This window comes from Paroceanicella profunda (genome assembly GCF_005887635.2).
Classification (GTDB): Bacteria; Pseudomonadota; Alphaproteobacteria; order Rhodobacterales; family Rhodobacteraceae; genus Paroceanicella; species Paroceanicella profunda.
Map to the genome: position 1 here is coordinate 135,759 of NZ_CP040821.1, position 18,395 is coordinate 154,153.

An 18,395-nucleotide genomic window follows, 5' to 3' on the forward strand; every position below is an offset into this window, starting at 1 on the left:
ATGTCGACACTGACGCTGACCAACCCTGCCACCCTCCGCCTGCCCGTGCCGGGCGGCGGGCGCGCTCCGCTCACCCTCGCGGCCGGGCCTGGCCCCGTGCCGCCCCCGGGCCCCTGGACCCGCACCGCCTATGCCGCTGCCCATGTGGTGGCCGACCCGCTGGCCGATATCGACCCCTGGGTGCAGACCGCGGTGGACTGGGACCGCACGCTCGCCTTTCGCGAACACCTCTGGAGCCTCGGCTTCGGCGTGGCCGAGGCGATGGACACCGCGCAGCGCGGCATGGGGCTGGACTGGCCCAGCTCGCTGGAGCTGATCCGCCGGAGCCTCGCCGCGGCGGACGGGCGGCCCATCGCCTGCGGCGCGGGCACCGATCATCTGACCCCCGGGCCCGGCGTGTCGCTCGATGCGGTGATCGGAGCCTACGAGAGCCAGTGCGAGGCGGTGGAGGCCGCCGGCGGGCAGGTGATCCTGATGGCCTCGCGCGCGCTGGTTCAGGCCGCGCGGGGGCCGGAGGATTACGCCCGCGTCTACGGCCGTGTGCTCTCGGGCCTCTCGCGCCCGGCGATCCTGCACTGGCTGGGCGAGATGTTCGACCCGGCCCTTGCCGGCTACTGGGGCGCGCAGGACCATCTCGCGGCGATGGAAACCTGCCTCTCGGTGATCGCGGAGAATGCCGGGAAGATCGACGGCATCAAGATCTCGCTGCTCTCGGCGCAGAAGGAGATTGCCATGCGCCGCCGCCTGCCGGAGGGCGTGCGCATGTACACCGGCGACGACTTCAACTACCCGGAGCTGATCGAGGGCGACGAACAGCGCCATTCCCACGCCCTGCTCGGCATCTTCGACGCCATCGCCGCGCCGGCGTCACGGGCGCTCACCGCGCTCTCGGCCGGCGACGCGCCCGGGGCGCGGGAAATCTTCGCCCCCACGGTGCCGCTCTCGCGCCACGTGTTCCGCGCACCCACGCGCTTCTACAAGACCGGGGTTGTGTTCCTCGCCTATCTCTCCGGCCACCAGGACCATTTCACCATGGTCGGCGGGCAGGAGAGCGCGCGCTCCACCCTGCACCTGGCCGACATTCTGCGGCTGGGCAACGATGCGCGCCTGTTCGCGGACCCGGAGGCGGTGGCGGCACGGGCCCGGGCCGTCTTCGCGCCGCGCGGCGTGGAGATCTGAGCATGGCAGAGGCGAATCAACTGTCGCTCAACACCGCCACGGTCAGCCGGCAATGGAATCTCGCGCAATGCGTGGAGGGCTGCCTGCGCCACGGGTTCGGCGGAATTTCCCCCTGGCGGGACAAGTTGCAGGAGGCCGGCGTCGCCGAGGGCGCCCGGCTGATCCGCCAGTCCGGCCTCGGCGTGAGCGGCCTGTGCCGCGGCGGCTGGTACACCGCGGAGGGCGCCCTCACCCCGGCGGTGCTGGAGGACAACCGCCGCGCCGTGGACGAGGCCGCGGCCATCGGCGCGGCCTGCCTGGTGATGGTGGTGGGCGGGCTGCCGAAGGGCTCGCGCGATATCGACGGCGCGCGGGAGATCGTCACCGAAGGGCTCGCGCGCACGCTCGACTACGCCCGCGAGGTGGGCATGCCCATCGCGCTGGAGCCGCTGCACCCGATGTATGCCGCCGACCGGGCCTGTGTGAACACCACCGGCCAGGCCCTTGATATCTGTGACCGGCTGGGAGAGGGGATCGGCCTCGCGCTCGATGTCTACCACGTGTGGTGGGACCCGGAACTGAAGGCCCAGATCGCCCGGGCCGGGCGTGAGCGGCTGCTGGCCTTCCACATCTGCGACTGGCTGGTGCCCACCCGCGACCTGGTGCTGGACCGCGGCATGATGGGCGACGGGGTGATCGACATCGACGGTATCCGCGCCGCGGTGGAGGCCCGGGGCTTCGACGGATTGCTGGAAGTCGAGATCTTTTCCGATGCGAACTGGTGGGAGCGCGACCCCGATGAGGTGCTTTCCATCATCGTGGAGCGCGGCGCCGCCCTGGCCTGACCACCCGCCGCACGCCCGTGCCGGGTCGGCGCGCACCCCCGCGCCGGCCGCCGGCCTGACCTCCCGGTTGATCAAATTTGATCCAAAACGGCAGCGCACACGCTTGCTTTATCGATTAACAAACGCCTAAGTGAGGAAATACACGCTGTAGTACATTGAGTTTGCCGGTTTTGGGGGTTGCGGAAAAATGACCACCCGTCATTTTGGAGATCGGTCGGAACATGGCACGCATTGAGCCTCTGTTCCCGCGCCGTGACGAGGCCGGACGCCTGGCCGCGTTGCACTCATATCTCATCAGCGAGGACTATGCCGAGGCCGAGCTGGGCCGGTTCGTCGACATTGCCCGCCGGGCGCTGTGCGTGCCGATGGCGGCGCTGGCCTTCGTAGGCGAAACCCATCAGTACGTCCGCGCGCCGCGCGGCACCACCGTTCGGGAGACGCGGCGCGAGGGAGCCTTGTCCGCCCATGCGCTCGGCACGGAAGGCGTGTTCGAGGTGCCGGACGCCCGGGCCGATCCGCGCTTCCGGTTCAACCCGATGGTGACGGGCGCGCCCCACATTCGCTTCTTCGCGGCAGCGGTGCTGCGCACGCCGGAGGGCTGGGCCCTGGGCACGCTCTCGGTCTGTGACACGCGGCCACGGCCGAACGGGCTCACCGAGGCGGAACGGCTCACGCTGAGTGATCTCGCGGAACTGGTGATGGCGCGGATGGAGGCGACGCGCGCCGCCACCCGGCAGCGAGACCCGGAGCGGCTGCGCTTCGAGCAGATGTCCCACACCTCGCCCGACGGCATCATCTGCGCCGATGACACCAACCATATCCGGTTCTGGAGCGCGGGCGCGGAGCGGATGTTCGGCTACAGCGCGGAGGAGACGCTGGGCCGCACGCTGGACATGATCCTGCCCGAGGCCCTGCGCGGGCGCCGGCTTCCGGGCCTCGCGCGTGCGCTGGCCGCGCGGGCCCGGGCCAACCCGGAGCGCATGGTCAGCCTTCCGGCGCTGCGGCGCGACGGCACGGAATTCCCCGTCGAACTCTCGCTGTCGAGCTGGCAGGAGGACGGTCGGGTGGTGTTCGGCGCCATCCTGCGCGACATCACCGCCCGCCGGCGCACGGAGGCGGAGCTGCGCCACGCCGCGGAGCATGACCCGCTCACGGGCCTCGCCAACCGCGCGCTGCTGCGCCGCCGGATGGAGATGCTCAACCGCACCGGCCGGGGCGGCTCCGTGATGATGCTGGACCTCGACGGGTTCAAGCACGTGAACGACGTCTTCGGTCACGCCGGCGGCGACCATCTGCTGGTCACGGTCGCGGAGCGCCTGACGGCGGTAAGCGACGGGGCCCTGGTGGCGCGGCTGGGGGGCGATGAATTCGTGCTGCTGATCGAGGGGGAGCACGACGTGCCTGTCCTGCGGCGCCTGGCCGAGCGCGTGGTCACCACGCTGGCCGAAGCGGTGCCGCTGGACAATCACGTGCTGCATGTCGGCGCCAGCGTGGGCGTGGCGCACAGCCCGCCGGGTATGCCGCTGGGCGACCTGCTGGGCGATGCCGATCTCGCGCTCTACCGGGCCAAGTCCTCCGGGCGCGGACGGGTGATGTTCTTCGAGACGCAGATGCGGACGGCGGCGCTCAACGGCGGCACGCTGGTGCGCGACCTGCACGGCGCCTGGGCGCGGCGGGAGTTCGAGCTGCACTTCCAGCCGCAGTTCCGGCTGGCGGACCGTGCGCTCGTCGGCGTCGAGGCGCTGCTGCGCTGGAACCACCCGGAGCGGGGGGAGCTGGCGCCGGAGGCCTTCCTGGCCGGGCTCGAGAGCAGCATGCTCGCCGCCGCGGTGGGGGACTGGGTGCTCGACACCGCCTGCAGCCAGCTGGCCGCGTGGCGCGCCAGTGCCTTCCCGGGCCTGCGGATGAGCGTGAACCTGTTTCCGGTGCAACTGCACGGGCTGGAGCTGGCGGACCGCGTGGCCGCCCTGCTGGACCGGCACGGGCTGCCGGGCACGGCGCTGGAACTTGAGGTGAAGGAAGCCGCCATCCTGCGCCACCGGCTGCACCTGTCGGACCTGTTCGGCCGGCTGAGGGCGCTCGGGGTGGGCGTGGCCTTCGACGATTTCGGCACCGGGCTCGCCTCGCTGAGGCTGCTGCGGGACGTGCCGCTCTCCTGCCTGACGATCGACCGGGCGGCGATATCCGGCGCGGGCGCCGGCCTCGCGGACCCGTCGCTGGTCGAGGCGGTGGTGGGACTTGCCTCGGGCTTCGGCCTCCAGGTGGTGGCCGAAGGCATCGAGACCGAGGAGCAGGCCCGCCGCCTGCGGGCCTTCGGGGGCGTGCGCGGGCAGGGGCGGCTGTTCGGCATGCCTATGACGCGCTCCATGTTCGAAGCGCGCCACCCGGGCGACGCGAGGTCTGCTGCCTCGGCCTGACCCCCTGCCGGGAACGGCCTGCGGCCGTGCCCGATGCCCGGATGAGGGATCCGGACGGGGGCCCCGGCCGTCAGTTGGTGATGTCGCTCTGGACCTTCTCGGACGAACTCTCGATGGCCGACCCTCCGGCCTGCACGTCTTCGCCGATGCCCTGCACGGTGTTGCAGGCTGCGAGGCCGATGAAGACGCCGAGGATTGCGAGACGCTTGGCGATGATGGTCATGATGTGAACCTCTTTTGGTCGATGAACCTGGTGTGCGTGCTCGGGCGGCGCGAGTCTGCGCTCCCATCGGGGACTGTGGGTCAGATTCTGCCCATCAGCAACAAAATGATCAGGACGACGAGAACCAGCCCGAGGCCGCCGCTCGGGTAATAGCCCCAGCCGCGGCTGTGCGGCCAGGTGGGCAGGGCGCCGATGAGAATGAGAATAAGAATGATCACCAGGATGGTGCCGATTGTCATCGCCGCTATTCCCTGTGGCTGTCCGCCGGGCCAGGATGGCACCGGCAGGTGTTTTCGATTTCCTTTCAAGAACGTGTGACCGGCGGAAAAGTTCCTTGCCATGCGCGCAGAATGCCGTGGGAGGCGCGTGTCCGGGCCGGCCGGCCTCAGGCGCAGGCGGCGTCGTTCAGGCCGTGGCGCGAGGGGCGCGCGCGCTGCCACGGGTCGAAGCTGCGCCGGAGCAGCGTGGCGACGGCCTGCACCCGGCAGTCGGCGCCGGGGCGCTCCAGATTGCGGATCTGCACCGAGGGCAGCGGGGGAAGGCCACAGGTGCCGTCCAACCCCTCCAGCGGCGGCGCGATGAGGAAGGCGGGCACCGGCGCGATGGCGAGATCGGCGGAGACCGCGCTCATCTGAACGCTGAAATTGGCGCTGACATAGGCGAAGCGGAAGGTCCGCCCAGCCTGTTCCAGCGCCTCCACCGCGCCGAGGCGCCAGGCGCAGGTCTGGTCCCACATCGCCAGCGGCAGGGGCGAGCGCTGCCAGGCAGCGCCCCCGCGGCACCCGGTCCAGATCAGCGGCGTTTCCAGCAGGATTTCCGAACCCCTTGTCAGCGGCGCGCCCGGCTGGGCATAGACCAGGGCGACGTCGAGCAGCCCGGCGGCATGGCGCCGGGACAGCTCCTCCGAGGAGCCGATCACCACGTCCACCGCCACGTTGGGATGCGTGCAGGCGAACTGGCTCAGCACATCGGGCAGCACCAGCGCGCCGAGGTCGTCCGGCGCGCCCAGCCGCACGGTGCCGGACATCTCCGCGCTGCGAAAGCGCGCCATCAGCTCCCCCGTGAGCGCGAGGATGCGCCGGGCATAGGGCAGCAGCACCTCGCCCTGGGGCGTGAGGGTGACGGCGCGCGAATCCCGCTCCAGCAGGGTGGCGGAGAGCATCTGCTCCAGCTTCTTCACCTGCATGGACACCGCGGAGGGCGTGCGCGCCACCCGTTCGGCGGCGCGTGAGAAGCTGCCGGTCTCCACGATGGCGACGAAGGTGCGCAGCAGGTCCGCGTCCACCCGCCCCAGGGCGGCGTGAAGCTCCGGCCCGGGGGCGTCCGGGCCGGTCTCGGCCGTGATGCTGCTGTCCGGTCGGTTCATGGCGATGCTCCTTCGGCAGGGCAGGGGCGTGCGGGGGGCAGGGCAGGGGTATGCGGGCGCCGTGTTTCAATTTTCCTGAATCATGATAACAGATCTATTCGTTTGATTGAAGTGTCTCCCGGCGCCATGTTCCGGACATCGCACACGCCATCACGGAGGACTGGCAGATGACCTGCACATTTTCGGACATCCCGGCGCGCCCCGGACCGAACGGCGCCCTGCAGCGGATCGCCTCCTGGCGGGCGGCTTTCGCGGCGCGAAGCGCGCTGCGCCGCCAGCAGCGGCTGGACCGCGCGGCCTTCAGGGGCCTGCTCTACAAGGATGAGTGGGTTCTGCGCGATCTCGGCGTCACGCGGCATGACGTGGAACAGGCCGCGGGCCTGCCGCTGTCGTGCAACGCGGCGGAGGAATTGCAGCGCCTCGCGCAGTGGAACCGGCGCAGCGGCATGTGATGCCGCCGACAGGACGAGACGGGCCGGGGCAACCCGCCGCGCCGGCCCGCGCGCTCAGGTCCTGTCCGCGCCCCGGAAGGCCTACCAGCCGGGGCGATCCGTCAGGAACCGGTCCAGCTCGGCTTTGCGCAGCGGCCGGCTGATCAGGTAGCCCTGCACCTCGGAACACCCGGCGGCGCGCACGATCTCCAGCTGTTCGGCCGTCTCCACCCCCTCGGCTACGGTGCGGATGCCGAGGCTGTTCGCCATGTTGATGATGGCATGGACGATCGAGGAATGATCGCGGTTCCGGCCGATCTCCTCGATGAAGGACCGGTCGATCTTGATCTTGTCCACCGCGAAGCGGCGCAGGTAGCGCAGCGAGGAATAGCCGGTTCCGAAATCGTCCAGGGACAGCCGGGCGCCGAGCGCCCGCAGGGCGCGCAGGTCGTCCACGATGCGCGGACTGTCCTCCAGCAGCAGCGTCTCGGTGATCTCCAGGTCCAGCCGCCGCGCCGGGAGCCCGGTGTCCTTCAGCGTGCGCGACACGATGTCGACGATGTTGGAGCGTCCGAACTGCAGCGGTGAGAGGTTCACCGCCATGTTGATCTCCTCGGGCAGCGTTGTGGCGATCTCGCAGGCCTCGTGCAGCACCCAGGCGCCGAGATCGACGATGAGCCCGGTTTCCTCGGCCACCGTGATCACCTCCTGCGGCGAGACGCGGTCCGCCGCGGCATGGCGCCAGCGCACCAGCCCCTCCACGGAGGTGACCCGCCCGGTGGCGAGATCGGTGATCGGCTGGAAGGCGAGGTGGAACTGCTCGCCGAAGCTCTCCGACAGCAGGGTGGACTCGATGCGGCCGCGCCGCTTGGTGCGCACCAGCATGTCGGAGGTGTAGAACGTGTAGGTGGCGCGCCCGGCGGCCTTCGCCTGGTAGAGCGCGAGATCGGCGTTCACCAGCAGTTCGTCCACGCTCTCGGCTGTGTTCTCGCTCACCGCGATGCCGATGCTGCCGGCGCAGAACACCTCGTGGCCGCCGATGTAATAGGGCTCGGACAGGGCGTCGGCCAGCCGCTCGGCGATGGCATTCGCCTGCTCGGCGGAGGTGAGCCCGCCGTAGACCACGGTGAACTCGTCCCCCCCCACGCGGGAGATCGTGTCGCCGTCGCGGAAGATCGCGCGCAGGCGCAGCGCGGCCTGGCACAGCAGCTTGTCGCCGAACGGGTGGCCGAAGGTGTCGTTGATCTTCTTGAAGTTGTCGAGGTCGATGCACATCACCGCGGTGAGCCGCTCTGCGGCCCGGTCGCGCAGCAGCGTGGTCTGGAAGCGCTCCAGCAGCAGGGTGCGGTTCGGCAGGTCGGTGAGCACGTCATGCCGGGCCATGTGGTAGATCTGGGCCTGGGCGCGGTGGCGCTCGGTGATGTCCTCGTAGGTGGCCGTCCAGCCGCCGCCCGCCATGGGCTGGCGCGAGAGCATGATGGTCCGCCCGTCCTGCAGGTGCAGCACGAAGGACTCCGGCTCCGACGCGGCGCCGCTCATCGTGTGTTGCGAGAGGATCTCCCGGGCGTCCTGGGCGGAGCAGGCCCCGGCGTCGATCAGCGCCTTCTCCAGCTCGGCCAGCTCCGCGCCGGGGCGCAGCCGCTCCACCTTCAGGCGGAAGATCTCGGCCATCCGCCGGTTGCTCACGATCACCCGGCCGGTGGCATCGAACATCGCCAGCCCGTGGGACATGTTGTCCAGCGCGGTCTCGAACAGCCCGTTCTGGACGGTGAGCTCCACGTTCGCCTGCTGCTTCTCGGTGACGGCGGCGGCGAGGTCCGCGCCGGCCTCGCGCAGCTCCGCGTTGGTCTCCGCGAGGGACTTCTGGGCCACCACCAGCAGGCGGTTCTGCCAGGCATTGAGCACGAACAGGATGAAGCCGCCCACCGCCAGCGAGATGGCGAGCCCGGTGAATTCCCAGTGGAGCTGGAACAGCTCACGCTGCTCGCGCGCCACCTGCGAGCCGCCGTAGCTGTTGGCCGCCGAGACGAGGCCGGTGAAGCTCGCCTCCAGCGGGCGGGTGGCCGCCAGGGCCTCGCGGGTGTGGGCCGGGTCGTCGATCACGCTGTCGAGGCCGAAGAGCCGGTCGGAAATCTGCTTCACCGTCTCGGCGCGCTCCGGGTCCTCCTGGACGAAGGTGATGAAATCCCCCGCCTCGAACAGCGACAGCCGGCTGAGCAGGATCTCGTAGCGCAGCCGCACGGCGTCGGCGGCGCTGGGTGAGTCGGGCTCCAGCGCCAGTTCGTAGAGCTCGCCGCGCAGGCGCAGGAATTCGCTCAGCCCCTGGGCTGCGCTGAAGGCGACATCATAGCGCGAGACATGGCTGAGGGCCGCCTGGCGCTTGAGCACGAGGACCGAGATGTAGGAGGCCGCGGACAGCAGGCAGATCATCACGACGGCCAGTACGATGCGGATAGCTCGGACTGCCGCGCCGGGACCGGGAACGCTCCTGGTGAAGAACCCGAGCATCCGACCTTATTTCACGACGATTCGGGCCAGCTGCCAGACTGATCGCGAATAAAAGTCCTGGGACTGCAGTTCAGACGCGCTGTCGTAATCGTACACGATGAACAGGGGGCCCTTGTCGCGGATCGGCATGTAGGCGCCATCGCGCTTGAGCGCGAGAATAGTTCCGTACTTGGCAAAATCTGCTATCGGAACTTCCGTCCGATAATCGTTCAGCGCCACGGCCTCGATCCTGGTGCCTTCGGCCCCCACGAGGTCGAGCAGCTTCGCCATCGGAACGCCCTCGAACGTGGTCTCGCCGGTGAACCAGGGCGTGGTCGTCGTGAAGGACACCATGCCGATGCTTTCGAGCATCGCGCGGTCGAACTGCGCGGTGTCGCCGACGTTCGTGTTGGAAATGTTGCCTTCGATGGTCAGCAGTGGCGGACCGTCCGGAATCGGCAGCGGGTCAGCGGCGGCGACGCTTCCCGCAAGCATTGCGGGCAGGAGAAGGGCTGTTCCGGCAAGCCATACCAGCTGTCTTCTGATCGGATTCATGGCATTTTCTCCTTTTGTCGGCCCACCATCCGTGCGTTACAGAGGTGTGGCAGTCACCGGTATGTCCGTCTGTAGGCTAACGGCTTGCAAACATTGGAGACGTGGACCATAACCATCTGCAACCGGTTGTAGATCCCTAGCAATGCAACTACTCGATATCAAGCTCGAACAGGTCGCAGACATGCTGCTAAGTAACTGAGATACCGGCCGTCCAACACACGATCACCTGCATTGGAAACACAACCGTGACCGCACTTATCGAAACCTACAAGCAATTTACCTTCGAAGCAGCGCATCAGCTTCCGCCGTATTCCGGGCTCCACGGGCACTCTTTCAAGGTCAGCGTCCATATCTCCGGGTCGCCTGATGCAAAGTTCGGCTGGGCCGCCAACCTGTATGAACTGGAGCGCCATGTCGAGGCGCTGCGCCTGCAGCTCGACCATTCCTACCTCAACGACATCGACGGGCTGGAAGACCCCTCGCTGGAAAATATCGCCGCCTGGATCTGGGCCCGCCTGCGTCCCGACATCGAGGGGATGACCCATGTCACCCTCAGCCGCGGCATCGACGGCCAGGCCGAGGGCTGCGTCTACCGCGCCTGAGCGCGGCGCGTCTCTCCCCGCGGAGTTCCGTAACGCCGGGGTGAACGCGCCGTGCGGAACCTCCCCCTTCCGGGACGTTGCGTCCGTGGTTCGCAAGCCCCTCGACCTGCCGGGGCGCGCCGGTCTAGGCTGGCTGCAGAACAAGACGAACAGGGGGGAGACATGCCGGCACAGCCTTGCGCGCTGGCCCGCGACCATCGTCGCCGGCCGGCCGCGCCCCGCGCAGCGGGGGCGGCCACATGACCTACACCATATCGCTGGAGGGCCGCACGGCCCTCGTCACCGGTGCCAGCGGCGGGCTGGGCCGGCACTTCGCCGGTGTGCTGGCCGGTGCCGGTGCCCGGGTGGTGCTGGCGGCCCGCAGGCGTGACGCGCTGGAGGACGCCTGCGCACAGATCCGCGCGGCCGGCGGCAGCGCGGAGGCCGTTTCCCTCGACGTGACGGACCCGGCCTCGGTGGAGGCGGGCTTCGACGCCGCCGCGGCCCGCTTCGGCCCGCCGGACATCATCCTCAACAACGCCGGCATCTCCGGAACCCGGCCCGCGCTGGACATGCGGCCGGAGGAATGGGCGTCGGTGATCGACACCAACCTCACCGGCTGCTTCACCGTGGCCTGCGCCGGTGCGCGCCGGCTGCGGGACGCGCAGCGCGAGGGGGTGATCGTGAACATCGCCTCCATCCTGGGGATGCGCGTGGCCGGGATGCTGGCGCATTACGCCGCCGCGAAGGCGGGGCTGGTCCAGCTCACCTCGGCGCTGGCGCTGGAATGGGCGCGCCACGGCATCCGGGTGAACGCGCTGGCGCCCGGCTACGTGGAGACCGACCTCAACCGCGCCTTCTTCGCAACCGAGCCCGGGCAGGCGCTCATCCGCCGCATTCCGCAGCGCCGCCTCGGGCAGATGTCCGATCTCGACCTGCCGCTGCTGGCGCTCTGCGCGCCTGGGGCGGGGTATGTCACCGGTTCGGTGTTCGCCGTGGACGGCGGGCATCTGGCCAGTTCGCTCTGAGGCCGGGGCCGCCCGGCCGCCGCGCCCGATGCCGTGAAAGGACCCACCCCCGTGGATTTCGCCCTCCCGCCCGAGATCGATGCCCTGCGCACCCGCGTGCGCGACATCGTCGAGACCCGGATCATCCCGCTGGAAGCCGACCCTGCCGCGCGCGACGCGCATGAGAACATTGCGGAGGACGCCCTGCAGCGCCTGCGCGCCGAGGTGAAGGCGGCCGGGCTCTGGTCGCCGCAGATGCCGAAGGCGCGCGGCGGGCTGGGGCTGGGCCCGGTCGGCATGGCCGCGCTTTACGAGGAGATGAACCGCTCGATCTTCGGCCCGGTCTGCTTCAACTGCGCCGCGCCGGACGACGGCAACATGATGCTGCTGGAAAAGGTGGGGACCGAGGCGCAGAAGGCGCGGTGGCTGCAGCCCATCGTGGACGGCACGGTGCGCAGCGCCTTCGTGATGACCGAGCCCGCGCCCGGCTCCGGCTCCGACCCCGCCGGGATGATGCGCACCACCGCCGAGAAGCGCGGCGACCGCTGGGTGGTGAACGGCCACAAGTGGTTCATCACCGGGGCCGGGGTGGCGGCGCATTTCCTGCTCGTCGCCCGCACCTCGGACGACCCGCGCCGGGGCCTCACCTGCTTCCTGTTCCACCGTGACGACCCGGGGTGGGAGATCGTCCGTCGCATCCCGATCATGGGGCCGGAGGAGCATGGCGGGCATTGCGAGCTCGTCTTCGAGGGGCTGGAGATCCCGGACGAGAACCGGCTGATGGGCGTGGGCGAGGGGCTGAAGGCCACGCAGATCCGGCTCGGCACCGCCCGGCTCACCCATTGCATGCGCTGGCTGGGGCTCGCGCGCCGGGCGCTGGAGATCGGCGAGGCGCATGTGCGCGAGCGCATCGCCTTCGGCGCGCCCCTCTCCGCGCATGAGAGCGTGCAGACCCTGCTGGGCGAGGCGGCGATGCAGATCGAGATCGGCCGGCTGCTCACCATGAAGGCGGCCTGGAAGCTCGAGCAGGGGGATTTCGCCCGCAAGGAGGTGAGCATGGCCAAGATCGTGGTGGCCGACGCGCTGCAGCAGGCGGTGGACACCGCCATCCAGCTCAACGGCGCGAAGGGCTATTCCACCGACACGCCGCTGGAGTGGATGTACCGCTACGCCCGCCAGGCCCGGCTGGTGGACGGCGCCTCGGAGGTGCACAAGATGGTGCTGTCGCGCTTCCTCGCGAAGGAAGGGCGGGACTTCTGGGGCTGGGGCGCCTGATGGAGGCGTGGCAAGCGGCGCTGGAGGACTGGCTGGCCGGGCAGGCCGGCGCGCGGGCGGCGCGGATCACCCGGATGGCGAAGCTCTCGGGCGGTGCGATCCAGCAGAACTGGGCGCTCGACATGCGCTTCGAGGGCGGCGAGAGGCCGGGAGACCAGGCGCTGGTGCTGCGCACGGACGCCCCTTCGAGCGTGGCCGAAAGCCTCGGTCGGGCGGAGGAATTCGCCCTGTTCCGCGCGGCGCACGCGGCCGGGGTGACGGTGCCGGAGCCGCTCTGGCTCGACGCGCGGGGCGCGGTGACGGGCCGGCCGCTCTTCGTGATGGCGCGGGCCCCGGGCGTGGCGGCGGGCCACCTGCTGGTGCGCGCGATGGCGCCCGGCGGGGCGCAGGGGCCGGAGGCCGGCGCGGCCCTGGCCCGGAGCCTGGGCGCGGAGCTGGCGCGCATCCATTCCATCCGCCCGCCGCGCGCCGGGCTCGACTTTCTCGGCACCCCGCCGGAGCACCCGGCCCTGGCGGCAGTGGCCGAGTTCCGCCGCTGGCTGGACGGACACCGCGCGCCGCACCCGGTGCTGGAATGGGGCCTGCGCTGGCTGGAGCGCACGGCCCCGCCGCCGGGGCCCCCGGTGCTGTGCCACAATGATTTCCGCACCGGAAACTACATGGTCGAGGGGGCCCGCCTCACCGCCGTGCTGGACTGGGAGTTTGCCGCCTGGGGCGACGGGATGGCCGATATCGGCTGGTTCTGCGCGCCCTGCTGGCGCTTCGGCGCCGCGGCGGAGGCCGGCGGCATCGCCGGGCGGGAGGCGTTCTACGCCGGTTACGAGGCCGCCGGCGGCAGGCTGGAGCGCGCCGGCGTGCGCTACTGGGAGGTGATGGCCACGCTCCGCTGGGCGGTGATCGCGCTGCAGCAGGCGGAGCGGCATGTCTCGGGCGGCGAGCGCAGCCTGGAGCTGGCCCTCACCGCGCATGTGCTGCCGGCGCTCGAACTCGACATCATGGACATGACGGGAGAGGACAGCGATGCGTGACGCACCCGGGGCCGCGGACCTGATCGCCACCGCGCTGGAGAGTTTCCGCGCCGACATCCTGCCGGGGCTGGACGGCCAGGGCCGGTACCGCGGGCTGATGGTGGCGAACGCGCTCGCCATCGCCCTGCGCCAGATCGAGGCCGGCGACGCCCCGCTGGAGGCCGGGCGCGCCCGGCTGGCGGCGATCTATCCCGGTGAGGTGTCCGGCCCGGCGCGCCTTGCCGCCGACATCCGCGCCGGAACCTTCGATCCGGGCAGGCCCGGGCATGCCGCCGTGGCCGCCCATCTGCGCGCGCTGGCGCGTGACAAGGCCGCGGAGAGCGCCCCGCGCGCGCTCGACCGCCCCGGGCCGGAGACCTGAGCCATGCCCCTGCCGTCCCAGCCGTGCCCCTGCGCACCCGGCGACGCCGTTGCGCGCGGGGACAACCCGCCACCACCGCGGCCTGCGCGGCAGGGCGCGCGGGGCCCCCGCCGGCGCCATCCGCCCGGGCGCGAGCCTTGTCCGCCGGGGCGCCTCGCGCCCGCCCCCCTCACCCACGCCGGTGCACCCGCTTTGCGCCCGAAGGAGCCCTCAGCCATGTCCCTGCCTGAACAACTCCGGGGGCGGCTGCGCCTCCCCGTCGTCGCCGCGCCGATGTTCCTCGCCTCCGGGCCGGACCTCGTGGTGGAGACCTGCCGCGCCGGCGCGCTCGGCACCTTTCCGGCGCTGAACCAGCGCAGCACCGAGGGCTACGGCGACTGGCTGTCCGAGATCGCCGCCCGGCTGGCGGAGATCGCGGCGGCCGGCGGCCCCGCGCCCGCGCCCTTCGGCGTGAACCTGATCGCGCATCGCACCAATCCGCGCCTTGCCGCCGACCTGGAGATGACCGTGCGCCACAAGGTGCCGGTGGTCATCACCTCGCTCGGCGCGGTTCCCGAACTTGTGGAGGCGGTGCACGGCTACGGCGGGCTGGTGTTCCACGACGTGATCAGCCTGCGCCATGCCCGCAAGGCCGCGGTGGCGGGGGTGGACGGGATCATCGCCGTCTGCGCCGGGGCGGGCGGGCACGCCGGGCGGATGAGCCCCTTCGCGCTCAGCTCCGAGATCCGCGCCTTCTTCGACGGAACGCTGCTGCTGGCCGGGGCGCTCAACACCGGGGCGCACGTGGCCGCGGCGCGCGCCATGGGGGCGGATCTGGCCTACATGGGCACCCGGTTCATCGCCACGCGCGAGGCAATGTCGCCGCCCGCGCACAAGGCGATGATCCTCGCGGCCAGCGCCTCGGACGTGCTCTACACCGACCGGATCAGCGGCGTGCACGCCAATTTCCTGCGCGACAGCATCCTCGCCGCCGGGCTGGACCCGGACGCGCTGCCCGCGCACGAGGGGCTCGACATGGCCGCCGACGTGAAGGCCTGGAAGACCATCTGGTCCGCGGGCGAGGGCGTGGGCGGCATCTCCGACCTGCCCGGGGCCGCCGCCCTGTGCGCGCGCATCGGCGCGGAGTATCGCGCCGCCCTGGCCGGGGTGCTCGCGGATCCGTGATCCGGGGCGCCGGTCGACGTCCGCTCAATGCTATTTACCCCGGCGCGGCCCGGCCTATGGTTTTCCGGGCGGCGCCGCACTGGCGGGCGCCGGAACAAGGGGGGAAACCGGGATGGACCTGGGGCTCGTCGGCATCCTGCTGTCATTGTGCCTGCTCATGTATCTCGCGTATCGCGGGATAAACGTGCTCATTCTCGCGCCGCTGCTGGCGCTGCTGGCGGCGCTGCTGAGCGGCGGAACACCGCTGCTCGCCACCTACACGCAGGTGTTCATGGCCGCGCTCGGCGGCTACGTGATCAAGTATTTCCCGCTGTTCCTGCTGGGCGCGATCTTCGGCAAGCTGATGGCCGACAGCGGCTCCGCCCGCGCCATCGCGGAGTGGATCGTGGGGCGGCTGGGCGGGCAGCATGCCATCACCGCGGTGGTGCTGAGCTGCGGCGTGCTCACCTATGGCGGCGTGTCGCTGTTCGTGGTGGCCTTCGCGGTCTACCCCATCGCGAACGAGCTGTGCCGGCGCGCGGAGATCCCCAAGCGGCTCATCCCGGCGGCCATCGCCCTGGGCTCCTTCACCTTCACCATGACCGCGCTGCCGGGCACCCCGGCGATCCAGAACGCCATCCCGATGCCCTATTTCGGCACCACGCCCTTCGCCGCGCCGGTGCTGGGCACGCTGGCGGGGCTGATCATGTTCTTCGGCGGCACGGTCTGGCTGAACCGCCGCGCCGCCGCGGCCGCCGCGCGGGGCGAGGGCTACGGCGCGCACAAGGCGGTGGCCGCCGACGCGCCGGACGAGGACGCGACCGACACCCCGCCCGGCTTCGCCGTGGCCATCGCGCCGGCGGTGGCGGTGATCGTTCTGAACGCGCTGTTCACCTATGTGGTGATCCCGTGGATGGACACCTCCTACCTCTCCGAGGCGCGCTTCGGGGCCACGGACATCTCCGCCCTGCGCGGCATCTGGGCGATCATCGCGGCGCTGCTGCTCTCCATCGTGCTGCTGATCGCGCTGAACCGCACCCGCCTGCCGCGCCTGAAGGACAGCATCAACACCGGCACCATGGGCTCGCTGCTGCCGGTGTTCAACACCGCCTCCGAGGTGGGCTACGGCGCCACGATCGCGGCCCTGCCGGCCTTTGCCGTGGTGCGCGACGCGGTGCTGGGCGTGTCCTCGAACCCGTTGGTCTCCGTGGCTGTGGCAACCAACGTGCTGGCCGGCATCACCGGCTCGGCCTCCGGCGGCATGTCCATCGCGTTGCAGACGCTGGGCGCGCAGTTCATGGAGCTGGCCCAGGCGCAGGGCATCGACCCGGGGCTGATGCACCGGGTGGCGGCGCTGTCCTCCGGCGGCTTCGACGCGCTGCCGCACAACGGCGCCGTCATCACCCTGCTGGCCATCACCGGCCTCAACCACAAGCAGTCCTACGGGGACATCTTCGTGGTCGCGGTGCTGATCCCGGTGCTCGCCACCATTCTGGTGATCCTGCTCGGCTCCCTCGCGCTCTTCTGACCCGCGGGCGGGGCGGGGCTGTGCGCCCGGGCCTGTCCTGCCCCGTCCGGGGGGTGTAGAGCTGTGGGGAGCCTGCTCGCCACGGCCGCGCGGCGGGCTATGTGAACGCCGGAAAGACTGCCAGAAAGCGAGCCTGCCTTGTCCAGAGACCTCAGAGACCCCCTTGATCCGGAACGTGATTTCTATGTGGGCGAGCCGGGCAAGGGGCCGGAACTGGTGTGGTATGTGGATTACACCTTCCGCCACGCCGACCGCGGCCGGGCGGTCATCCTGCGCGCCATGGAATATCTGGGCGAGACCGGCGCCGTCATCGCCATCCGCCAGAACCCCGCCGGCTCCCGCCGGCCCGAGAGCGAGTGCGCCGCGCGCGCCGCCGTGGCCTCCGGCCTGCAGCAGCGCTTCCTCGACATGCATGCCGCCCTCACCAGCCATCGCGGCAGCTTCGACCGCGCGGCGATGATGGCGCTCGCGCGCGATCAGGGCCTGGACATGGAACGCTTCGAGGCCGATTTCGACTGCGCGGAGACGGCCGAGCGCATCGCGGCGGACAAGGCCTCGGCCGCCCGGGCCGGGGGGAACATGACCCCGCTTCTGTTCATCAACGGGCGGCTCTACCTCGGCGCCTGGGACGAGGTGGAGCTGATCGAGGCGGTGAAGCGGCCCCTGGGCCTGCGCGTGCGCCTCGCCGCGGACGATTTCTTCCACTGGGCCGCCTCCGGCGGGCTGGTGCTGCTGCTCGCCACGCTTGCCGCGCTGCTGGTGGCCAACATCGGCCTTCACGATGCCTACGAGCAGGTGCGCGACACGGATTTCGGCTTCACCTGGGACGGGTCGGCCTTCGCCCTGCCGCTGGAGCAGTGGATCAACGACGGGCTGATGGCGGTGTTCTTCCTCATCGTGGGCATCGAGATCAAGCGCGAGCTGGTGGACGGAGAGCTGTCCGACCCCGCCCGCGCCGCGCTGCCGATCATCGGGGCCATCGGCGGCATGGCCGCGCCGGCGCTGATCTACACGGCGTTCAACTTCGGCACTGAAACCGCGCATGGCTGGGGCATTCCGATGGCGACCGATATCGCCTTCACCCTGGGACTGATGGCGCTGCTGGGCCGGCATGTGCCCACCTCGCTGAAGATCTTCGTCTCCGCCCTCGCCATCGCCGACGATCTCGGCGCCATCCTGGTGATCGCCGCCTTCTACGGCGACGGGCTGGAGACCACGCCGCTCGTGGGCGCCGTGGTGGTGCTGGCGGTGATGGCGCTGCTGAACCGCACCCGGGTCTATGCCCGCACGCCCTACCTGATCCTGGGCGTGGTGCTCTGGGGCTTCGTGCATGCCTCGGGCCTGCATGCCACGCTTGCCGGGGTGCTCACCGCCATCGCCATCCCCTCGCGGCGCAGCGGAAACCTGCACGGCGTCGCCGCGCAGACCGCGGCGGTGTTCGAGGCCGAACTCGACGACCGGGAGGAGGAGCGCCCCACCGTGCGCGACGGCACGCTCTCCATTCTGGAGAACGCGCTGGAGCGGCTGCGCGAGCCGGGCGTGCACCTGCAGCGGGCGCTGGAGAGCTGGTCGACCTTCCTGATCCTGCCGCTCTTCGCCTTCTTCAACACCGGCATCGCCATCGGCAACGCCAGCTTCTCGATCTCCTCCCCGGAGGTGCTGGGGGTGGTCTGCGGCCTGGCCATCGGCAAGCCGCTGGGCATTTTCACCGTGTGCTGGGTGTCGGTGAAACTGGGGATCACCCGGCTCTCGCCGGAGATCCGCTGGTCGCAGATGCTCGGGGCGGGCTGCCTTGCCGGGGTGGGCTTCACCATGTCGATCTTCATCGCGGCGGCGGCCTTCTCCGGTGAGGAGCTGGAGGGCGTGAAGCTCGCCATCCTGCTGGCCTCCACCGCCTCCGCCGCCGTGGGCATGGGCATCCTCTGGGCCGTGCGCCGGCGCAACTGAGCGCCAGGGCGGCAGGACGACAGAGCGGCGGGGCGGTGGGGCG

17 protein-coding genes are annotated in these 18,395 nt (G+C 70.7%); 12 read left to right on the plus strand and 5 right to left on the minus strand.

Annotated features, from left to right (window positions below):
• The 3 genes from FDP22_RS22475 (at position 1) to FDP22_RS22485 (ending at position 4,420) form a co-directional block, all read left to right on the plus strand.
• Positions 1-1,179, plus strand: a complete 1,179-nt coding sequence (locus tag FDP22_RS22475) for a dihydrodipicolinate synthase family protein (protein ID WP_138576914.1) — start codon at positions 1-3, stop codon at positions 1,177-1,179.
• A 2-nt stretch (positions 1,180-1,181) separates the two neighbouring features.
• Positions 1,182-2,003 carry a sugar phosphate isomerase/epimerase family protein gene (locus FDP22_RS22480; protein ID WP_138576912.1) on the plus strand — a complete coding sequence of 274 codons (822 nt, stop codon included), beginning with the start codon at positions 1,182-1,184 and terminating at the stop codon, positions 2,001-2,003.
• A 221-nt stretch (positions 2,004-2,224) separates the two neighbouring features.
• A complete protein-coding gene (locus tag FDP22_RS22485; RefSeq protein ID WP_138576910.1) occupies positions 2,225-4,420 on the plus strand; it encodes a putative bifunctional diguanylate cyclase/phosphodiesterase in 2,196 nt (731 codons plus the stop codon).
• A gap of 70 nt (positions 4,421-4,490) precedes the next feature.
• Here the strand turns inward: FDP22_RS22485 and FDP22_RS22490 are convergent, their stop codons facing one another.
• From FDP22_RS22490 to FDP22_RS22500, 3 genes are all read right to left on the minus strand, one after another.
• Complete coding sequence (locus tag FDP22_RS22490; protein WP_138576908.1) at positions 4,491-4,643, minus strand: entericidin A/B family lipoprotein; 153 nt, start codon at positions 4,641-4,643, stop codon at positions 4,491-4,493.
• An 80-nt stretch (positions 4,644-4,723) separates the two neighbouring features.
• A complete protein-coding gene (locus tag FDP22_RS22495) occupies positions 4,724-4,882 on the minus strand; it encodes a DUF3309 family protein (RefSeq protein WP_138576906.1) in 159 nt (52 codons plus the stop codon).
• Positions 4,883-5,028: 146 nt separating this feature from the next.
• The gene (locus FDP22_RS22500) at positions 5,029-6,009 is read right to left on the minus strand and encodes a LysR family transcriptional regulator (protein WP_138576904.1); all 981 of its coding nucleotides are present in this window, start codon (positions 6,007-6,009) and stop codon (positions 5,029-5,031) included.
• Between the two features lie 167 nt (positions 6,010-6,176).
• Between FDP22_RS22500 and FDP22_RS22505 the strand changes: the two genes are divergently transcribed.
• Positions 6,177-6,461, plus strand: coding sequence for a hypothetical protein (locus FDP22_RS22505; protein WP_138576902.1), 285 nt, complete (start codon positions 6,177-6,179; stop codon positions 6,459-6,461).
• An 81-nt stretch (positions 6,462-6,542) separates the two neighbouring features.
• On the opposite strand, the gene FDP22_RS22510 is transcribed toward FDP22_RS22505, so the two are convergent.
• Together FDP22_RS22510 and FDP22_RS22515 are read right to left on the minus strand one after the other, a co-directional pair.
• Positions 6,543-8,948 carry a putative bifunctional diguanylate cyclase/phosphodiesterase gene (locus tag FDP22_RS22510; RefSeq protein ID WP_138576899.1) on the minus strand — a complete coding sequence of 802 codons (2,406 nt, stop codon included), beginning with the start codon at positions 8,946-8,948 and terminating at the stop codon, positions 6,543-6,545.
• Between the two features lie 6 nt (positions 8,949-8,954).
• Entirely contained in the window at positions 8,955-9,482 is a 528-nt protein-coding gene (locus FDP22_RS22515; RefSeq protein WP_430226115.1) for a putative pterin-binding protein, read from the minus strand.
• Between the two features lie 245 nt (positions 9,483-9,727).
• Here FDP22_RS22515 and FDP22_RS22520 point away from each other — a divergent pair, with 245 nt between their 5' ends.
• The 8 genes from FDP22_RS22520 to nhaA all read left to right on the plus strand — a co-directional run bounded on the left by FDP22_RS22520 (position 9,728) and on the right by nhaA (position 18,352).
• A complete protein-coding gene (locus FDP22_RS22520) occupies positions 9,728-10,084 on the plus strand; it encodes a 6-pyruvoyl trahydropterin synthase family protein (RefSeq protein ID WP_239032022.1) in 357 nt (118 codons plus the stop codon).
• Positions 10,085-10,323: 239 nt separating this feature from the next.
• Positions 10,324-11,091, plus strand: coding sequence for an SDR family NAD(P)-dependent oxidoreductase (locus tag FDP22_RS22525; protein WP_138576897.1), 768 nt, complete (start codon positions 10,324-10,326; stop codon positions 11,089-11,091).
• A gap of 51 nt (positions 11,092-11,142) precedes the next feature.
• Complete coding sequence (locus FDP22_RS22530; RefSeq protein WP_138576895.1) at positions 11,143-12,345, plus strand: acyl-CoA dehydrogenase family protein; 1,203 nt, start codon at positions 11,143-11,145, stop codon at positions 12,343-12,345.
• Positions 12,345-13,373 (plus strand): phosphotransferase family protein, encoded by a 1,029-nt coding sequence (locus tag FDP22_RS22535; RefSeq protein WP_346728845.1) that lies wholly within the window; start codon positions 12,345-12,347, stop codon positions 13,371-13,373. The genes FDP22_RS22530 and FDP22_RS22535 overlap by 1 nt, the downstream gene beginning before the upstream one ends.
• Positions 13,366-13,734 (plus strand): DUF6285 domain-containing protein, encoded by a 369-nt coding sequence (locus FDP22_RS22540; protein ID WP_138576893.1) that lies wholly within the window; start codon positions 13,366-13,368, stop codon positions 13,732-13,734. Before FDP22_RS22535 ends, FDP22_RS22540 begins: the two co-directional genes overlap by 8 nt.
• A gap of 216 nt (positions 13,735-13,950) precedes the next feature.
• Positions 13,951-14,898 (plus strand): NAD(P)H-dependent flavin oxidoreductase, encoded by a 948-nt coding sequence (locus tag FDP22_RS22545; RefSeq protein ID WP_138576891.1) that lies wholly within the window; start codon positions 13,951-13,953, stop codon positions 14,896-14,898.
• A 118-nt stretch (positions 14,899-15,016) separates the two neighbouring features.
• Positions 15,017-16,405 (plus strand): GntP family permease, encoded by a 1,389-nt coding sequence (locus FDP22_RS22550; protein ID WP_138577086.1) that lies wholly within the window; start codon positions 15,017-15,019, stop codon positions 16,403-16,405.
• A 138-nt stretch (positions 16,406-16,543) separates the two neighbouring features.
• Complete coding sequence (nhaA, locus tag FDP22_RS22555) at positions 16,544-18,352, plus strand: Na+/H+ antiporter NhaA (RefSeq protein WP_138576889.1); 1,809 nt, start codon at positions 16,544-16,546, stop codon at positions 18,350-18,352.
• Positions 18,353-18,395 lie beyond the last annotated feature (43 nt).